The 17,972-nt window shown below is 68.3% G+C and carries 14 protein-coding genes; 12 read left to right on the forward strand and 2 right to left on the reverse strand.

Annotated elements, in window-relative coordinates; all coding sequences use genetic code 11:
* Window positions 1-38 precede the first annotated feature (38 nt).
* The 4 genes from ACLF5H_RS08335 to ACLF5H_RS08350 all read left to right on the forward strand — a co-directional run bounded on the left by ACLF5H_RS08335 (window position 39) and on the right by ACLF5H_RS08350 (window position 9,601).
* Window positions 39-6,593: an RHS repeat domain-containing protein gene (locus ACLF5H_RS08335; protein ID WP_421675414.1), complete on the forward strand. Its 6,555-nt coding sequence runs from the start codon at window positions 39-41 to the stop codon at window positions 6,591-6,593.
* Between the two features lie 127 nt (window positions 6,594-6,720).
* Window positions 6,721-6,918 carry a hypothetical protein gene (locus tag ACLF5H_RS08340; protein ID WP_421675415.1) on the forward strand — a complete coding sequence of 66 codons (198 nt, stop codon included), beginning with the start codon at window positions 6,721-6,723 and terminating at the stop codon, window positions 6,916-6,918.
* Between the two features lie 108 nt (window positions 6,919-7,026).
* Window positions 7,027-7,497: a hypothetical protein gene (locus ACLF5H_RS08345; protein WP_421675416.1), complete on the forward strand. Its 471-nt coding sequence runs from the start codon at window positions 7,027-7,029 to the stop codon at window positions 7,495-7,497.
* A gap of 166 nt (window positions 7,498-7,663) precedes the next feature.
* On the forward strand, window positions 7,664-9,601 hold the full coding sequence (locus tag ACLF5H_RS08350; protein ID WP_421675417.1) for an acyl-CoA dehydrogenase family protein: 1,938 nt from the start codon (window positions 7,664-7,666) through the stop codon (window positions 9,599-9,601).
* 19 nt (window positions 9,602-9,620) lie between these two features.
* Here the strand turns inward: ACLF5H_RS08350 and ACLF5H_RS08355 are convergent, their stop codons facing one another.
* Window positions 9,621-10,079 carry a lamin tail domain-containing protein gene (locus ACLF5H_RS08355; RefSeq protein WP_136104238.1) on the reverse strand — a complete coding sequence of 153 codons (459 nt, stop codon included), beginning with the start codon at window positions 10,077-10,079 and terminating at the stop codon, window positions 9,621-9,623.
* A 158-nt stretch (window positions 10,080-10,237) separates the two neighbouring features.
* Between ACLF5H_RS08355 and dxr the strand changes: the two genes are divergently transcribed.
* From dxr to ispG, 3 genes are all read left to right on the forward strand, one after another.
* Complete coding sequence (gene dxr / locus ACLF5H_RS08360) at window positions 10,238-11,509, forward strand: 1-deoxy-D-xylulose-5-phosphate reductoisomerase (protein ID WP_421675418.1); 1,272 nt, start codon at window positions 10,238-10,240, stop codon at window positions 11,507-11,509.
* Window positions 11,506-12,810 (forward strand): M50 family metallopeptidase, encoded by a 1,305-nt coding sequence (locus ACLF5H_RS08365; RefSeq protein ID WP_421675419.1) that lies wholly within the window; start codon window positions 11,506-11,508, stop codon window positions 12,808-12,810. The genes dxr and ACLF5H_RS08365 overlap by 4 nt, the downstream gene beginning before the upstream one ends.
* Before the next feature lie 193 nt (window positions 12,811-13,003).
* A complete protein-coding gene (ispG, locus tag ACLF5H_RS08370) occupies window positions 13,004-14,161 on the forward strand; it encodes a flavodoxin-dependent (E)-4-hydroxy-3-methylbut-2-enyl-diphosphate synthase (protein ID WP_421675420.1) in 1,158 nt (385 codons plus the stop codon).
* A gap of 22 nt (window positions 14,162-14,183) precedes the next feature.
* On the opposite strand, the gene ACLF5H_RS08375 is transcribed toward ispG, so the two are convergent.
* Window positions 14,184-14,603, reverse strand: coding sequence for an ATP-binding protein (locus ACLF5H_RS08375; protein ID WP_421675421.1), 420 nt, complete (start codon window positions 14,601-14,603; stop codon window positions 14,184-14,186).
* A gap of 135 nt (window positions 14,604-14,738) precedes the next feature.
* Here ACLF5H_RS08375 and ACLF5H_RS08380 point away from each other — a divergent pair, with 135 nt between their 5' ends.
* The 5 genes from ACLF5H_RS08380 (at window position 14,739) to ACLF5H_RS08400 (ending at window position 17,899) form a co-directional block, all read left to right on the forward strand.
* Window positions 14,739-15,578 carry a helix-turn-helix domain-containing protein gene (locus tag ACLF5H_RS08380; RefSeq protein ID WP_421675422.1) on the forward strand — a complete coding sequence of 280 codons (840 nt, stop codon included), beginning with the start codon at window positions 14,739-14,741 and terminating at the stop codon, window positions 15,576-15,578.
* Window positions 15,575-15,841 carry a DUF397 domain-containing protein gene (locus ACLF5H_RS08385; RefSeq protein ID WP_421675423.1) on the forward strand — a complete coding sequence of 89 codons (267 nt, stop codon included), beginning with the start codon at window positions 15,575-15,577 and terminating at the stop codon, window positions 15,839-15,841. The genes ACLF5H_RS08380 and ACLF5H_RS08385 overlap by 4 nt, the downstream gene beginning before the upstream one ends.
* An 84-nt stretch (window positions 15,842-15,925) precedes the next feature.
* A complete protein-coding gene (locus ACLF5H_RS08390) occupies window positions 15,926-16,183 on the forward strand; it encodes a DUF397 domain-containing protein (protein WP_421675424.1) in 258 nt (85 codons plus the stop codon).
* Window positions 16,184-16,500: 317 nt separating this feature from the next.
* Window positions 16,501-17,349 carry a GNAT family N-acetyltransferase gene (locus ACLF5H_RS08395; RefSeq protein ID WP_161218318.1) on the forward strand — a complete coding sequence of 283 codons (849 nt, stop codon included), beginning with the start codon at window positions 16,501-16,503 and terminating at the stop codon, window positions 17,347-17,349.
* A gap of 19 nt (window positions 17,350-17,368) precedes the next feature.
* The gene (locus ACLF5H_RS08400) at window positions 17,369-17,899 is read left to right on the forward strand and encodes a GNAT family N-acetyltransferase (protein WP_421675425.1); all 531 of its coding nucleotides are present in this window, start codon (window positions 17,369-17,371) and stop codon (window positions 17,897-17,899) included.
* Window positions 17,900-17,972: the final 73 nt, after the last annotated feature.

Here is a 17,972-nt window from a genome sequence, read left to right on the forward strand (position 1 = left end):
ACCGGTCGGTCGCACGCGGTGTTCGTCGTACGGCGGTCGTGGCCGTCGGCACTCTGGTGGTGGGGCTGCTGCCCATGGATGTGGCCTCGGCCGCCTCCCTGGCGAAGCACGGCGTCGCCGCCCCTGCCGTACCCCGCGACAAGCGGATCCCGTTCACCCGGGCGACGCCCGAGCGGGGGAAGGCCGCCAAGCCGTTCAAGCACTTCGACCCCAGCGGGCGCGCGAAGCTTCCGGCCCCGGGCGGCGCCACCGTCACCCTGCCCGTCACGACGGCCGCCAAGGGGCTGAGCGCCAAGGCGACCCAGGTGCGGGCCGGCAAGACGCCCGTACTGCTGGGCCCCGCGGCGAGTACCCGGACCCCGTCGGCCGCCGTCGCCGCGACGCAGCGCGTACGGGTGACGATGCTGGACCAGAAGTCCGCGCTCACGGCCGGTGTCCACGGCGCGCTGTTCACGTTGCGGCGCACGAGCGTCGGCGGCGGCAAGGTCGCCCTGACGGTGGACGACTCCTCGTTCCGCTACGCCTTCGGCGGTGACTTCGCCTCCCGCCTGCACCTCGTCCGGCTTCCGGCGTGCGTGCTGACGACGCCGAAGCTGGCGCGCTGCCAGGTGCAGACCCCCGTGCGCACGGCGCCAGGTGCGCCACTGACCGCGCAGGTGTCCGTACCGGGTGCCGCGTCCGCGAGGGCCGGTGCCGCCGCCCCTTCGATTGTCATGGCCGCGACGTCCGACACCTCGGGTTCGTCCGGTGACTACTCGGCGACCAGCCTGTCGCCTGCGGGTACGTGGGCGACCTCCGGCAACACCGGCGCGTTCACCTACAGTTACCCGATCGCGGTTCCGGCAGCGATCGGTGGCGCGCCCCCCAACGTCGACCTGTCGTACGACTCGTCGGACCAGGACGGGCGGACGGAGGGGACGAACAACCAGTCCTCGTGGCTGGGTGACGGCTGGTCCACGACGGAGAACTTCGTCGAGCGCACCTACAAGCCGTGCAGTGACGATTCGTCCTCGGGCGCGCCCAAGAACGACGGGGACCAGTGCTGGGCAGGGCAGCTCCTGACCCTGTCACTGAACGGCAAGTCCACGCAGATCGTCTACGACGACGCGACCAAGACCTTCCACCCGGCCACGGACGACGGCACCACGAAGATCGAGGACGTGACCGGGTCGACGACCAACGGCACGGACAACAAGGAGTACTTCAAGGTCACCCAGGGCGGCGTGCAGTACTTCTTCGGCTACAACCGGCTGCCGGGCTGGTCAAGCGGCAAGGACGAGACGAACTCGGTGTGGACCACGCCGGTCTACCACGCGCACGACGGGGTCTCGGCCTGCCCGGACAGCACGGACTTCGCCGCCACCTCGTGCGCGCTGGGCTACCGGTTCAACCTGGACTACGCCGTCGACCTGCACGGCAACGCCACCGCCTGGTACTACTCGCCGGAGACCGGCTACTACGGCGCGGACATGAAGAACACCGCGGTCTCCTACGTCCGCGGCGGCACCCTGGCGCGTATCGACTACGGCATGACGTCCTCGACGATCTACTCGGGTACCGCGCCGGCACAGGTCGTCTTCGGCACCGCCGAGCGCTGCATCGCGGGTACTCCGGCGGGCAACACGTGCGCGGACAGCCAGTTCACGGTCGCCGACGCGGCGTACTGGCCGGATGTGCCGATCGACCTGAACTGCACGTCGGGGTCGACGAACTGCACCGACCACGGGCCGAGTTTCTGGTCGCGCAAGCGGCTGACCTCCATCACGACGCAGATCCAGACCGGCGGGGTCACCAAGCAGATCGACAAGTACACCTTCACCCAGTCCTTCCCCGACGGCGGTGACCACGCCCCCACGCTGTGGCTGGACTCCATCCAGCGCACCGGCCTGGACACCCTGGGCGGCGCCTCGGGCAGCACCGCGACACCGTCGGTGAGCTTCGACCCGCCGCTCCAGCTGCCCAACCGCGTGGGCACCATCCCGCAGATGCCGCTGATGTACCACGACCGCATCCAGACGGTCACCAGCGAGACCGGCGCTCAGACCAGCGTCACGTACGACCGGCCCGACTGCTCCAGCGCCCCGGCCAGCGACCCCGACGACCCCACGGACGCGGCGGCACAGAAGTTCGCCTCCACGAACACCCTCTCGTGCTTCCCGGTCTACTGGACACCGGACGGCCAGCCCGCCCCCTGGATGGACTGGTTCTACAAGTACAAGGTGACCTCGATCGTCACCGAGGACACGCACAACTCCTACCAGGACGGCACCGAGCCCAAGCTGGAGACGGACTACGCCTACAAGGGCGACCCCGGCTGGCACTACGACGACAACGAGGTCGTCAAGGCGAAGAACCGCACGTGGGGCCAGTTCCGCGGCTACCCGGAGGTGGACGTCACCACCGGTGACCCGGACGTCTTCCACTACACCAATGGCGCGAAGGTCTACGACCAGAAGACGCTGACGAAGACGTACTACTTCCTCGGCATGGACGGTGACACCCTGCCCGGCGGCAAGACCCGCTCGGTTCCGTCGCTGACCAGCCAGGACGGCACCACCGCCACGGTCGCCGACAATGACGCGCTCGCCGGTCAGGCCTTCGAGACCGACACCTACACCGCTTCCGGCGGAAGCCTCAACAAGGCTGTGGTCGACGTTCCCACGATCATCGGCCCCACCGCCACGCGCAGCCGCAGCGGTATGCAGGACCTGACGGCACAGATGGTCCGGACCGCCAAGTCGCTGACCCGCGAAGCCGTTTCGTACGGCTGGCGCAAGACCGAGACCGACACCTTCTACGAGACGAAGCTGGGCAAGCCCACCACCGGTGCGCCGGTGCAGGTGGACGACCGCGGTGAGAACGCCGACAGCAGCAACGTTGCCAAGTGCACCTACACGCGCTACTTGTCCAACAACAGCCCGCTGATGACCCTGCCGGCTGAGACCATCACCACGGCCCAGGACTGCTCCACTGCCGGAGCGACCCCCAGCGGCACGCTGATCTCGGACAGCCGCACCTCCTATGACAACAAGGCGTTCGGCTACGACGGTGACGGTCGGCAGAACCCAGACCTTCCTACGCGCGGTGACGCCACCTCGGTGCAGGCCGCGTCGGCGGCGTCAGGTGCGACCGCGACCTCGTTCATCGACCAGACCGCCAGCAGCTACGACAGCTACGGCCGGGTCACCAAGACGACCCGGACCCCCAATTCCACGTCTCCTGACGGTAAGAGCTTGGCGCAGGGCATCTTCACCACCTACACCCCGGCCAGCGGTGAGCTGCCCACCAGCACTACGGTTGTCACCCAGGTCACCCCTGGCACGGACTGCTCCGCGGTCACCGTGTCGTCCAAGGACTGCCAGCTGACCACCGCGGCCCAAGACCCAGCCCGCGTCCAGCCCACCGCCAAGACGGATGCGGCAGGCCGTCTGTCCTCGCTCACCTACGACGCCCTCGGCCGCCTCACGGCCGTCTGGCTGCCCAATGAGAACAAGGCGAACAGCGCACCGGCGAACATGACCTACGCCTACAGCCTGTCCAAGACGGCGCCCTCGGTCGTGACCACCAGCACGCTGTTGGACAACGGCAGTTACAAGATCAACGAGACGCTGCAAGACGCCATGCTGCGCACCCTCCAAACGCAGACCACCGCCGAGAACGGCACGACCACCGTCTCGGACACGCAGTACGACTCGCACGGCTGGACCGTCGCCACCAACAACGCCTACGACATCGGAGGCAGTCCCGCCGCCAAGCTGGTCTCGGTCTCCCAGGTCTCCATCCCGGACACCACCGTCACCGACCACGACGCGATGGGCCGCGCCGACCTGGTCACCGAGGAGCACAACGGCGCCAAGACCTGGACCACGACCACCGCGTACACCGGCGACAGGACCACCGTCCTGCCGCCCAAGGGCGGGGTGCCCACCACCACGGTCACCGACGCCCGCGGCCAGACCGAGGAACTCGACCAGTACAAGACGCCCCCCACCCTGAGCGGTTCGGCCACGGTGGGTTTCACCGCCACCGGCGGCACCACCTCGGCCACCGCCTACACCTACTTCCCCGACGGGAAGCAGCACCAGGTCACCGGTCCGGACAAGGCGGTGTGGTCGTTCGGCTACGACCTGCTCGGCCGCAAGACCTCTCAGACGGACCCCGACGCCGGCGGCAGCAGCTACGGCTTCGACGACGCCGACAACATGATCTCCACCACGGACGCCAAGAAGCACGAACTCGACTACACCTACGACCTGTTGGGCCGCAAGCTCACGGCCACGGACAAGAAGGCCGGCTTCCAGTTCGCCTCCTGGGCCTACGACACCCTGCGGATCGGCCTCCCGACCTCGTCCACGCGTTATGTCCAGGGCGTGACCGGCGGATACACGGTGGCGACCACCGGCTACACCAGCCTCGGCAAGCCGACCGGCACCAAGATCACCCTGCCCGACTCGGAGGCGCCGCTCCCGGCGACGTACACCACGACCTACACGTACACGACGAACACCCAGACGCTGGCCACGCAGAGCGATCCGCGCACCCAGGGCCTGAACAACGAGACCATCATCTACACCCACGACGCTCTGGGCGCCCCCGTCAAGACGAGCAGCAGCATCAACACCTACGTCGGGGACACCGTCCTCACCAACTACGGTGAGCCGTCGCAGGTCACCATGGGGGCGTCGACCAACCCGGCCCAGGTCACCTACGGCTACGACGACCAGACCCGTCGGCTGACCGACCGTCTGATCACCCGTACTCAGGCGCCCGGACCGACGGTTGACGAGGCCTCGTACACCTACGACGCCTCCGGCAACCCCACTTCCGCCACCGACAAGCAGTCGGAGACAGGTAACACCGTCACCGACCAGCAGTGCTACAGCTATGACACCTTGAACCGGCTCACCGACGCCTGGACGGCCAAGGACGACTGTGCCGCCAACCCGCCGACCACCGGCACCCTGAGCACCACGGCCGGCTCGTACTGGCAGTCCTTCAGCTACGACGACATCGGCAACCGCAAGCAGAGCGTTGACCACGCCATTGGCAGTTCCGGAACGACGTCCACCACCGACTACACCGACGGGTGCACCAAGGACTGCAACTCCACCGGGGCGCAGCCGCACACCGTGACCGCCACCACGGGTGGCACGAACCCGACGGCGTTCAGCTACGACGAGGACGGCAACCTGCACACCCGGACCCCTGCCAGCGGCCCGGGACAGACCCTGACCTGGGACGACGAGGGCCATCTGGCCCAGGTGGACATCGCAGGCACCAGCCCGTCGACCACCAAGTACCTCTACGACGCCGACGGCAACCAGCTCATCCGCCGCGACCCCGGCCAGACCACCCTCTTCGCCGGGGACACCGAGATCGTCGTCAACACCGGCGTCACCCCCAACACCCTGCTCGGGGCCGTGCGCAGCTACGTGCACGGTGGCGGCGCGGGTATGCCCATGGCCGTCCGCTCCAGCCTGCCCGGCGGTGGCGGATTGAAGTACCTGTTCAATGACCCGCACGGCACCGCGAACCTGTCCATGGACGCCACCACCCAGCAGATCGCCCGGCAGCAGTACACGCCCTACGGGCAGCAACGGTCCAGCGCGAACACCACCGCCTGGCCTGACCCCACCCGTTCCTACCTCGGCAAACCCCAGGACACGAGTACCGGTTACACCGATGTCGGCGCCCGTAAGTACGACCCCGCCCTCGGCAGTTTCCTGAGCGCTGACCCTGTCTTCGAGTCCAGCAGTCCGCAGGATCTCGGCGGCTATACGTACGCCGCTGACAATCCTCTCACCAACAGCGACCCCACAGGTCTCTGCCACCCGGACGTCTGCGGCATCGGCGTCCCGAGGGGCAACGTGGTGGGCGGCTCAAGCGGCATCATCACAGACGGGCCGATCGATCCGGACAACCCCGGCGCCGGGAGTTGTCACCACGGTTCGTGCAGTAGCGGGAGCCACGCGTCCGGCACGCTGTACGACAGTGTCAGCAAGTCCCCGACCTCTCCGCTTTCGGCCCAGCCGCTGATCACCGTCCCCATGGGTAGTCACTACGGTACGCTGAACGGTTACGGCTACACGTACACGGAAGACATCGGACCGGTTTCCAGGACCGGGTCTCCGGAGGAGGTCATGACGGGGTTCCAGGAGAGTCCGCAAGCGATTTTCCCGTTCCCGATCAGCGGATGTCAGCATTTCACCGACGGTGGTTATTGCACACTGCATCCCGCCCCCAAATTCGCGCATGGAATCGGAACTGTGAGAGTCGCTACCGCGGCGACAAGTTTCAAGTTCACGGTTGCTTCGGACGAATACTTTGATGGGCCGGGGTCGACCATCGAATTTAGCCTCAAATCCCGTAAGGGAGAGCTGTATCTGACCCAGCATGCAGTCGCGCATGATTCGACTACTCTGGCCACGTTGGGCACGTGGGGCGGCTACACGAAGATGACCTGGAATGTGATGGCCCACAATTTGCGCAGTGCCCTGGGAGTCCGGCCGAGCCATCCCCTCGGATCGACCGACTGGACGTCCCTGAACACCTGGATGGACTTTATCGGAGGCAACTGGGACCAGTTCCAGTAAGCCGCCGTGAACTGACCAGCACGCCAGAGCCTGCCTCACCTCCTGTTACGGAGGTGAGGCAGGCGGGTGATCCAATCCCGGTATGATGCGTGAATCCGTCGAGTGTGCATGATGAAAGGGTCTGAACGTGATCGTCCTCATGTTGGTTCTCTTCTTCGGGTTTCTGCTTACGTCGCCCATCTGGATGACATGGGGTGCTGGTAAGTTCTCCAAAGCTTTCTCGAAGCCCAAGTTCAGGGAAGGTTCCGAGGTCCTGTTCATTATTGCGGTTGTACTCCTGCTCTTCATCCTCACCGCTGGCTTGGCCTTGTTTTCGGGGGTCTGACCTAAACGGCAGTGCTCAGCCCCCCCCGGGGCAGCCTGACGAACCCTTTCGCAGTCGACAACATGATCAAGATCAAGGCGACGCAGACCTCCGTCACCGTGAGCCGGCATGGGGACGCCTGCCCTGATGTGGATGAATGGACGGGAAGTGCGTTTCCGGATGCTGACGCAAGACATGAAGACCCCGGCCCGCCCCGGTGCCCGCCGGGTGCTGGAGCGGATCGGGCGGCTCGTCCTGACGTATGTGGCCCTGTTCGCCGTGACGTGGGTGATCATCACCGTCATGGTGCACCCGGACGACTCTTACACCGACCTCATATGGTTCGGCTTGGGCGTGCTCGTCATCACCGGCGTACCGACGCTGCTCCTCGCCCTCCTCGCGGGCCTGGCGCACCGGCACATGGAAACCACCACGTTCCGGGCGACGCTGGCTTTCCCGATGATATTTTTCACGTGGCCTCTCGTGGGGGCGAATTATCCCGAGCCGCTGGTGTTCCAGGTCCTGTGCCAGATCGCCTTCGCCGCGTACCTGATGCCCGTGCCGCTCGTCCCGGAGAAGTGGTCGCCGCGCAGGCGGTAGCCCGGCCGGTCTGAGGACGGCTCCGCTTCGGGAAAGACGACCCGAACAGCCCCGCCCACCCCCCAGAGGGGTGGCGGGGCCGTTCCATTTCGGGTACCAACGACCCAATAGCACCGGTCGGTAGCGAACGGTCCCGGCCGTCCCCCTTCGCGGCGAGGTGATCCCCATGTCCGCCCCCACCGAGAACCGCAGCACCGTCACCGAGCGTGAGGCCCGCCAGGTCGCGGAGGCCGCGCGGGAGCGGGACTGGCACAAGCCCAGCTTCGCCAAGGAGCTGTTCCTCGGGCGCTTCCGGCTCGATCTGGTGCACCCGCACCCGATGCCCGCCGAGGAGTCCGTACGGCGCGGTGAGGAGTTCCTGGCCAAGCTGCGCGCCTTCTGCGAGGCGGAGGTCGACTCCGCGCGGATCGAGCGCGAGGCCCGCATCCCCGACGAGGTCGTGGCGGGCCTGAAGGAACTCGGCGCCCTCGGGATGAAGATCGACCCGAAGTACGGCGGTCTCGGCCTCAGCCAGCTCTACTACAACAAGGCCCTCGCCCTGGTCGGCTCCGTGAGCCCCGCCGTCGGCGCCCTGCTCTCCGCGCACCAGTCGATCGGCGTGCCCCAGCCGCTGAAGATGTTCGGCACGGAGGAGCAGAAAGAGGCGTTTCTGCCGCGGTGTGCGCGCAGCGACATCTCCGCCTTCCTGCTCACCGAGCCCGATGTCGGGTCCGATCCGGCGCGGCTCGCCACCACCGCCGTACCGGACGGTGACGAGTACGTCCTCGACGGGGTGAAGCTGTGGACGACCAACGGCGTCGTCGCCGATCTGCTCGTCGTCATGGCGCGGGTGCCGAAGTCCGAGGGGCACAAGGGCGGCATCACCGCGTTCGTCGTGGAGGCGGGCTCCGAGGGCATCACCGTCGAGCACCGCAACGCCTTCATGGGGCTGCGCGGCATCGAGAACGGCGTGACCCGCTTCCACCGGGTGCGGGTGCCGGCCGGACACCGAATAGGCCCCGAGGGCGCCGGTCTCAAGATCGCGCTCACCACCCTCAACACCGGCCGCCTCTCGCTGCCCGCGATGTGCGCCGGTGCCGGGAAGTGGTGTCTGAAAATCGCCCGTGAATGGTCGGCGGAGCGTGAGCAGTGGGGCAAGCCCCTCGCGCTGCACGAAGCCGTCGGCGCGAAGATCAGCTTCATCGCGGCGACCACCTTCGCGCTGGAGGCGGTGCTCGACCTCTCCTCCCAGATGGCCGACGAGGATCGCAACGACATCCGCATCGAGGCCGCCCTCGCCAAGCTCTACGGCTCCGAGATGGCCTGGCGGATGGCCGATGAGCTGGTCCAGATCCGGGGCGGGCGCGGCTATGAGACGGCCGAGTCGCTCAAGGCGCGCGGCGAACGGGCCGTACCCGCCGAGCAGATGCTGCGCGATCTGCGCATCAACCGGATCTTCGAGGGCTCCACGGAGATCATGCACCTGCTGATCGCCCGCGAGGCCGTGGACGCCCACCTCTCCGTCGCCGGTGACCTCATCGATCCGGCCAAGTCCCTGCCGGAGAAGGCGAAGGCGGGCGCGCAGGCCGGGGTCTTCTACGCCAAGTGGCTGCCGAGGCTGGTCGCGGGTCCGGGGCAACTGCCGTCCTCGTACGGCGAGTTCCGGCACGGCGTCGATCTGTCCACCCATCTGCGCTACATCGAGCGCACGGCCCGCAGGCTGGCCCGCGCCACCTTCTACGGCATGTCCCGCTGGCAGGGCCGGATGGAGACCAAGCAGGGCTTCCTCGGGCGGATCGTGGACGTCGGCGCCGAGTTGTTCGCGATGAGCGCGGCCTGCGTACGGGCCGAGCGGCTGCGCACCCGCGACGAGCACGGACGGGAGGCGTACCAGCTCGCCGACGCCTTCTGCCGCCAGGCCCGGATCCGCGTCGAGGAGCTGTTCGGGCGGCTGTGGACCAACACCGACGACCTCGACCGCACGGTCGTCAAGGGCGTCCTCGGCGGCGCCTACACCTGGCTGGAGGAGGGGATCGTGGACCCCTCGGAGGACGGCCCGTGGATCGCCGACGCGACCCCCGGGCCTTCGGCGCGCGAGAACGCCCGCCGCCCCTACGGCGACTAGCGGTACCCGGTCAGACGTGTCAGCAGTACTTGTCGCTGGGGTCCCGCGTCGTCCAGGAGCAGGACCAGACCTTGGCGCCGCTCGCCTTCGTGAGCGTGGCCGTGTCCTTGTCGTTGTTCCAGACGTAGGCGCGGCGGCCCTGGTACCTGTCCGACGCGGTGGCCTTGCCGGAACCGGTGTGGATCTTCAGGTACTTCCCGGCGCCGATCTTGATGTTCGGGAAGACGTACCGGTGGTTCGAGGCGTCCTTGAGCACCCACCCCTTGAGCGAGACCGCCGAGCCGCCGGTGTTCTTGATCTGCACCCACTCGCCGTTCAGGCTCGTGTTCGAGCGGTTGTCCGAGCCGGGGCTGTCGAACCAGACGTGGTAGATCTTCACGCCCCCGGCGGCCTGGGCCGGGGTGTTGAGCAGGGTGCCGGTGAGCAGGGCCGCACCGGCGAGGGCGGGCAGGGCGGCGCGCAGCCGTATGGTCCGCATGAAGAGATCCCCCCAAGGATGTCGTCCGCGAAATGCGTGAGCGCGAAAGCGCAGACTGAAGTGGTATCACAGGATCTTCACCTCTTCCGCGCATTCGGAGGGACCCGCTGAGGGGACACCCTGTCCTCGCTGTCACCGCGTGCGGCCACAATGGGGGGATGACCGACAGCCCTGCCCGTCCGGCACCCCTCGCCGACCCCCACCTCGTCCATGACCCCCTCGCCGGTGACGGCCCCAAGGACGTGGTGATCCTCGGCTCCACCGGATCCATCGGCACCCAGGCCATCGACCTCGTGCTGCGCAACCCCGACCGCTTCCGCGTCACCGCGCTGTCCGCCAACGGCGGCCGGGTCGCGCTCCTCGCCGAGCAGGCGCACCGGCTGCGGGTGCGCACCGTCTCGGTCGCCCGCGAGGACGCCGTACCGGCCCTGCGCGAGGCGCTCGCCGCCGCGTACGGCCCCGGCGAGCCGGGGCCCGAGATCCTCGCCGGACCGCGGGCGGCCACCGAGCTGGCCGCGTCCGACTGCCACACCGTGCTGAACGGCATCACCGGATCCATCGGTCTCGCGCCGACCCTCGCCGCCCTGGAGGCGGGCCGCACCCTCGCGCTCGCCAACAAGGAGTCGCTGATCGTCGGCGGCCCGCTGGTCACCGCGCTGGCCAAGCCCGGCCAGATCATCCCGGTCGACTCCGAGCACGCCGCCCTCTTCCAGGCGCTCGCCGCCGGTACCCGCGCCGATGTGCGCAAGCTGGTCGTCACCGCCTCCGGCGGCCCCTTCCGCGGCCGAACCAAGGCAGACCTGGCGGACGTGACCGTGCAGGACGCCCTCGCCCACCCCACCTGGGCGATGGGCCCGGTGATCACGGTCAACTCCGCGACCCTGGTCAACAAGGGCCTGGAGGTCATCGAGGCGCATCTGCTGTACGACATCCCGTTCGACCGCATCGAGGTGGTCGTGCACCCGCAGTCGTACGTCCACTCGATGGTCGAGTTCACCGACGGCTCGACGATCGCCCAGGCCACGCCGCCCGACATGCGGGGCCCGATCGCCATCGGTCTCGGCTGGCCCGAACGGGTTCCGGACGCCGCGCCCGCCTTCGACTGGAGCAAGGCGTCCACCTGGGAGTTCTTCCCGCTGGACAACGAGGCCTTCCCCGCGGTCAATCTGGCCCGGCATGTCGGACAGCTCGCGGGGACGGCTCCGGCGGTGTTCAATGCCGCCAACGAGGAGTGCGTCGCGGCTTTCCTGAACGGCGCGCTGCCCTTCAGCGGGATCATGGAGACCGTCACCCGGGTCGTCGAGGAACACGGCACACCGGAAACGGGAACTTCGCTCACGGTGTCGGACGTCCTCGAAGCGGAGACCTGGGCGCGGACCCGGGCCCGTGAGATCACAGCCACGACGGCGACCGCGGAGGCGCGTGCATGACGACCTTGATGTTCATCCTCGGCATAGTGGTCTTCGCGTTCGGTCTGCTCGTCTCGATCGCGTGGCACGAGCTGGGGCACCTGTCGACGGCCAAACTCTTCGGCATCCGCGTCCCGCAGTACATGGTCGGCTTCGGCCCCACCGTGTGGTCGCGCAAGAAGGGCGACACCGAGTACGGCATCAAGGCGGTCCCGCTCGGCGGCTACATCCGCATGATCGGCATGTTCCCGCCGGACAACGCGGGCCGGATCTCCGCCCGTTCCACCTCGCCCTGGCGCGGGATGATCGAGGACGCCCGCACCGCGGCCTACGAGGAGCTCCAGCCCGGCGACGAGACGCGCATGTTCTACACGCGCAAGCCGTGGAAGCGCGTCATCGTCATGTTCGCGGGCCCGTTCATGAACCTGGTGCTCGCCGTCGCCCTGTTCTTCACCGTGCTCATGGGCTTCGGCATCCAGCAGCAGACCACCACCGTCTCCTCCGTCTCGCCCTGCGTCATCGCGCAGAGCGAGAACCGCGACACCTGCAAGAAGTCCGACCCGGCCTCCCCGGCCCAGGCCGCCGGCATCCAGAAGCGCGACAAGATCGTCTCCTTCGCGGGCAAGCCCACCAAGGACTGGAACACCCTCTCGGACCTGATCCGGGTCAGCGCGGGCAAGGAGGTGCCGATCGTCGTCGAGCGCGACGGGAAGCAGCTCACCCTGCACGCGAAGATCGCCACCAACCTGGTCGCCCAGAAGGACTCCAGCGGCACGTATGTGCAGGGCAAGTACGTGAAGGCCGGTTTCCTCGGCTTCAGCTCCGCCACCGGCGTGCAGAAGCAGGGCTTCGGCGACTCGGTGACCTGGATGAGCGACCGGGTCGGCGACGCCGTCGACTCCCTCGCCGCCCTGCCCGGCAAGATCCCGGCCCTGTGGGACGCGGCCTTCGACAACGCCCCGCGCCAGCCGGACTCCCCGATGGGCATCGTCGGCGCGGCCCGCATCACCGGCGACATCGCCACCCTGGACATCCCCGCCTCCCAGCAGGTGGCGATGTTCGTGATGCTGCTCGCCGGGTTCAACCTCTCGCTGTTCCTGTTCAACATGCTCCCGCTGCTCCCGCTCGACGGCGGCCACATCGCCGGTGCCCTGTGGGAGGCGCTGCGGCGCAACCTGGCCCGGGTGCTGCGCCGCCCGGACCCGGGCCCGTTCGACGTGGCCAAGCTCATGCCGGTGGCGTACGTGGTGGCCGGGATCTTCGTCTGCTTCACCGTCCTGGTGCTGATCGCGGACGTCGTCAACCCGGTCAAAATCTCCTAGCCGGCCGACGTTCACGGCGGCCCGGCACCCTGAGGGTCCGGGCCGCTTCCGTCCGGCGTCCGGCCGCCCCCCAATGAGGGAGTTTTCTCGGGTGGGATGTGCCCGCGCACGCGCCGGTGACGTAATCTCGGATGCCGGAGCCCGCCGTAGCACGGGGCCGGATCTTGATCCACGACTTGGGGTTGCACAGCAGATGACTGCGATTTCTCTCGGCATGCCGTCCGTACCGACCAAGCTCGCCGAGCGCCGCAAGAGCCGGCAGATCCAGGTCGGAACCGTGCCGGTCGGCGGAGACGCCCCCGTATCGGTCCAGTCGATGACCACGACCCGTACGTCCGACATCGGCGCCACTCTCCAGCAGATCGCCGAGCTGACCGCCTCCGGCTGCCAGATCGTCCGGGTGGCCTGCCCCACCCAGGACGACGCCGACGCGCTGCCCACCATCGCGCGCAAGTCGCAGCTCCCGGTGATCGCGGACATCCACTTCCAGCCCAAGTACGTCTTCGCCGCCATCGAGGCCGGCTGCGCCGCGGTCCGCGTGAACCCGGGCAACATCAAGAAGTTCGACGACCAGGTCAAGGAGATCGCCCAGGTCGCCAAGGAGCACGGCACCCCGATCCGCATCGGCGTGAACGCGGGCTCGCTGGACCGCCGCCTGCTCCAGAAGTACGGCAAGGCCACCCCGGAGGCGCTGGTCGAGTCCGCGCTGTGGGAAGCCTCCCTCTTCGAGGAGCACGACTTCCGCGACATCAAGATCTCGGTCAAGCACAACGACCCGGTCGTGATGATCGAGGCGTACCGCCAGCTCGCCGCGCAGTGCGACTACCCCCTGCACCTCGGCGTCACCGAGGCGGGCCCCGCCTTCCAGGGCACCATCAAGTCGGCCGTCGCCTTCGGCGCGCTGCTCTCCGAGGGCATCGGCGACACCATCCGCGTCTCCCTCTCGGCACCTCCGGTCGAGGAGGTCAAGGTCGGCAACCAGATCCTGGAGTCCCTGAACCTGCGCCAGCGCGGCCTGGAGATCGTCTCCTGCCCGTCCTGCGGCCGCGCCCAGGTCGACGTCTACAAGCTCGCCGAAGAGGTCACCGCGGGCCTCACCGGCATGGACGTCCCGCTCCGCGTCGCCGTCATGGGCTGCGTCGTCAACGGCCCCGGCGAGGCCCGCGAGGCCGACCTCGGCGTCGCCTCCGGCAACGGCAAGGGCCAGATCTTCGTCAAGGGCGAGGTCATCAAGACCGTCCCCGAGTCCAAGATCGTGGAGACCCTCATCGAGGAGGCCATGAAGCTGGCCGAGAAGATGCAGGACGAGGGCGTGGAGTCCGGCGAGCCCTCGGTCTCCGTCGCGGGCTGACCGTACGACGTCACGAGTCCCGTCACCCCCGGGTGGCGGGACTCAGCCGTACCTCCGCCCAGACCGTCTTGCCGGGCTGCCGGGGCGCCACCCCCCACTTGTCCGCGAGCGCCTCCACCAGGATCAGCCCCCGCCCCGACTCCCCGCTCGGCGCCCGCCGTTCGGGCAGCCGCTCGGTCAGGGTGTCCGAGACCTCCACGCGTACGACGCCGTCGCCCCCGGCGAGCCGCAGATGGAAGTCCCGCCCGGGTACGCGCCCGTGCTGTACGGCGTTGGCCGCGAACTCCGCCGAGATCAGCGTGACGGCCTCGTTGACCCGGCCGTCGTACGGATGCCCCCACTCGTCCAGCCGCAGCGAGACCAGCCGCCGGGCGAGCCGCGCGCCGCGCGGGGTGGAGGTGAAGCGCATGGCGAATTCCTGGGTGGAGATTTCTGATTTCACGCGGTTACGGTCCCGCACGCTCAGTAGCGTTGAACAGCGGCCGCACCAGGACCACCAGGCGTTGTACAAGGGCGAGGTGCCGCTGTACACGAGCGCGCCGTGACCGAGGGTGGCGCAAGGGCATTGGGGGTGTACATGAGCGAGGAAGCACAGGAAGACCAGGACGGCCAGGAAGCGCCGGGCTCGGGCATTCCACTCGTCTTCGGACGGGTGCTGAAGCGGCTACGGGTCCAAGCGGGCCTGGAACGGGCCGAGTTGGGTCGCCGTACGGGTTACTCGGCGGCGACCATCACGTCGTACGAGGTGGGTCGACGGATCCCGAACGCGAAGTTCATTCGGCGGGCGGATGAGGTGCTGGGTGCGGGTGGGATCCTGGTCGACTTCATCGAGGACATGGAGAGGGCACAGTATCCGGCGTTCTTCCGCGATGCGGCGAAGTTGGAGCGGGAGGCGGTCGGGTGGCATGTGTACGACGCACTTCTGATTAACGGTCTGTTGCAAACGGAGGACTATGCACGGACCGTGTTCACCATGCGGCGGCCCCTGCTGGACGAGGCGACCATCGAACAGCGCGTCGCCGCGCGGCTGGCTCGGCAGGAGATCTTCGAGCGTAAGACGGCGCCCACCATCAGCTTCGTGATGGAGGAAGCTCTCCTGCACAAGGGCTGGGGCGGACCGGCGGTAATGCGTGGGCAGTTGGAGCAGATCCTGCTCATCGGGCAACGGCGTAACGTGGAGGTCCAGGTCATGCCGAACGACCGGGAAGAGCACGCAGCCCTGTTTGGTACCTTCACCTTGATCGACACGGCGAAGGGGCGCAGGATCGGCTACGCGGACGCGCACAAGGGCAGCCGCCTCTACTCCGATGCTCAGACGGTCAGGGAGATGGAGGAGCGATACGGCATCCTGCGTGCCCAAGCCCTGCCCCCGCGTGAATCACTAGCCCTCGTAGAGAAGTTGCTGGGAGCGACATGAGCGTCGAGAAGCCGTCGAACCTGACGTGGTTCAAGAGCAGTTACAGCGATGGCGATGGCGGCCAGTGCCTCGAAGTCGCCCTCACCTGGCGCAAGTCCACCTACAGCGACGGCGAAGGTGGCCAGTGTGTCGAGGTCGCCACCTGCCCCACCACCATCCACATCCGCGACTCCAAGCAGAGCCCCGCCACCGCCCCCACCCTCTCCGTCCCGAGCACCGCGTGGCAGGCGTTCCTGGGCTCGTTTGCCGGGCTGAGGCGCTGACGCAGGCCACGGGGCCCTTGGCCCGTCCCGGAGAACTGGACGGCGAAACCGCGATAGATTCGTAGAGAAGGTGCTGGGAGAGACATGAGCGTCGAGAAGCCGTCGGACCTGACGTGGTTCAAGAGCAGCTACAGCAGTGGCAGTGGCGGACAGTGCCTCGAAGTCGCCCTCACCTGGCACAAGTCGAGCTACAGCACTGGTCAAGGCGGCGAGTGCGTCGAGGTCGCCACCTGCCCCACCACCATCCACATCCGCGACTCCAAGCAGCACCCCACCACCGCCCCCACCCTCTCCGTCCCGACCACCGCGTGGCAGGCGTTCCTGGGCCTCGTCCAGGCCTGAGGGGAGTACGACGGCGGGGGCGCGCCCAGCGCTTGGCCGCGCCCCCGCCGTGTGCGTACAGCTCCTGACCGACCCGGTCGAGAATCCGGAGGTACTCGTCGCGGTGGTCGGTGGGCTCGGTCCCGTCCCGATCGCGGTGTTTCTCTTCCTCCGTGTGGCGGCCGCGTGGCCGATCTCATCCGCGACCGGGTGCGGGATGCCCCTGCGCAGAGCGACCCGCGCAGTGCGTTGTGAATCCCGGACTGTTCGACGCGTGGCCGGGAACGCGCGGTTATAGTGCCAAGACCAGCGCAAACCCCAGGGTGAGGCCCCCGCACTTGTTGACCCAGACCACCTCACGGGTGCTCGATCCGAGCGACCTCGACGCCGCGCTCGCCGTCCTCGACCGCGAGCCGGTCGTGAACGCCTTCGTGACCGCCCGCGTCCAGATCGCGGGGCTCGACCCCTGGCGCCTCGGCGGTGAGATGTGGGGCTGGTACGAGGACGGCATGCTCACGTCCCTGTGCTACGCGGGCGCCAACCTGGTCCCGATCTGCGCCACCGAGCGCGCCGTACGCGGCTTCGCCGACCGGGCCCGGCGGGCCGGGCGGCGCTGCTCCTCCATCGTCGGTCCCGCCGACGCCACCTCCGGGCTGTGGCGGCTGCTGGAACCCCACTGGGGTCCCGCCCGGGAGGTCAGGTCCCAGCAGCCCCTGATGGTCACCGACCGGATGCCCGACGACATCGCCCCGGACCCCTACGTCCGCCGCGTCCGCAAGGACGAGATGGAGACGATCATGCCGGCGTGCGTGGCGATGTTCACCGAGGAGGTCGGGGTGTCCCCGCTGTCCGGCGACGGCGGTCTGCTCTATCAGGCCCGGGTCGCCGAACTCGTCGGCTCCGGGCGGTCCTTCGCCCGTCTGGACAAGGACGGCAAGGTCGTCTTCAAGGCCGAGATCGGCGCGGCCACCTCCCAGGCATGCCAGATCCAGGGCGTGTGGGTGGCCCCCGAACACCGCGGCAAGGGCCTCGCCGCCCCGGCCATGGCCGCCGTCCTGCGCTACGCCCTGGCCGACGTGGCCCCCGTGGTCAGCCTGTACGTCAACGACTTCAACACCGCCGCCCGCCGCACGTACCGCAGGGTGGGCTTCCAGGAGATCGGCGCCTTCATGAGTGTGCTGTTCTGAACCCGGATACGCTCCCGGCATGGATCTAGCGATCGGCCCCCTGGACCTGGCGGCCCGCGTGGACGAGGCCCTGGCGGTCCAAGCGGTCGCGTTCGGCCTCGGCCCGGACGAAGTCTCCGTACGGCGCCAGATCGTCCAGCGCCATATGCAGTTCCCGGGCGCCCGGGCCCTCGGCGCGACCGCCGGGGGGCTCCTCGTCGGCTTCGTCTACGGCATGCCCAACTCCCGTACCCACTGGTGGTCGACGGTCGTCGAGCCGTATCTGCGCGCGGCCGGAAACACCGAGTGGCTGGACGACTCCTTCGTGATCACCGAGCTGCACGTCCACCCGGACCACCAGAACCGGGGCATCGGGCGGCGGCTGATCACCAGGATCACCGACTCGGCCGCCGAACCCCGCTCGATCCTCTCCGCGATCGACACCGACAGCCCCGCCCGGGGCCTCTACCACTCCCTCGGTTACACCGACCTCGCCCGCCGCGTCCACTTCCCGAGCGCGCCGCGTCCGTACGCCGTCATGGGGGCCCCGCTGCCGCTGCGCAGGCGATGAGGCGTTAACCGATTTCCGCCCGCCCGGCAAGCCCGGCTAACCTCCTATGCCATCACCGCATATCTGGCAGGAG

Source organism: Streptomyces sp. LaBMicrA B280 (genome assembly GCF_049222185.1).
In the GTDB taxonomy this organism is placed as follows: Bacteria; Actinomycetota; Actinomycetes; order Streptomycetales; family Streptomycetaceae; genus Streptomyces; species Streptomyces murinus.

Coding starts and splice junctions, on each gene's coding strand:
- ACLF5H_RS08380 (WP_421675422.1), top strand. CDS start 14,739: ATGAGCGAGGAAGCACAGGAAGACCAGGACGGCCAGGAAGCGCCGGGC.
- ACLF5H_RS08350 (WP_421675417.1), top strand. CDS start 7,664: ATGTCCGCCCCCACCGAGAACCGCAGCACCGTCACCGAGCGTGAGGCC.
- ispG (WP_421675420.1), top strand. CDS start 13,004: ATGACTGCGATTTCTCTCGGCATGCCGTCCGTACCGACCAAGCTCGCC.
- ACLF5H_RS08365 (WP_421675419.1), top strand. CDS start 11,506: ATGACGACCTTGATGTTCATCCTCGGCATAGTGGTCTTCGCGTTCGGT.
- ACLF5H_RS08355 (WP_136104238.1), bottom strand. CDS start 10,079: ATGCGGACCATACGGCTGCGCGCCGCCCTGCCCGCCCTCGCCGGTGCG.
- ACLF5H_RS08345 (WP_421675416.1), top strand. CDS start 7,027: ATGGGGACGCCTGCCCTGATGTGGATGAATGGACGGGAAGTGCGTTTC.
- ACLF5H_RS08390 (WP_421675424.1), top strand. CDS start 15,926: ATGAGCGTCGAGAAGCCGTCGGACCTGACGTGGTTCAAGAGCAGCTAC.
- ACLF5H_RS08400 (WP_421675425.1), top strand. CDS start 17,369: ATGGATCTAGCGATCGGCCCCCTGGACCTGGCGGCCCGCGTGGACGAG.
- ACLF5H_RS08385 (WP_421675423.1), top strand. CDS start 15,575: ATGAGCGTCGAGAAGCCGTCGAACCTGACGTGGTTCAAGAGCAGTTAC.
- dxr (WP_421675418.1), top strand. CDS start 10,238: ATGACCGACAGCCCTGCCCGTCCGGCACCCCTCGCCGACCCCCACCTC.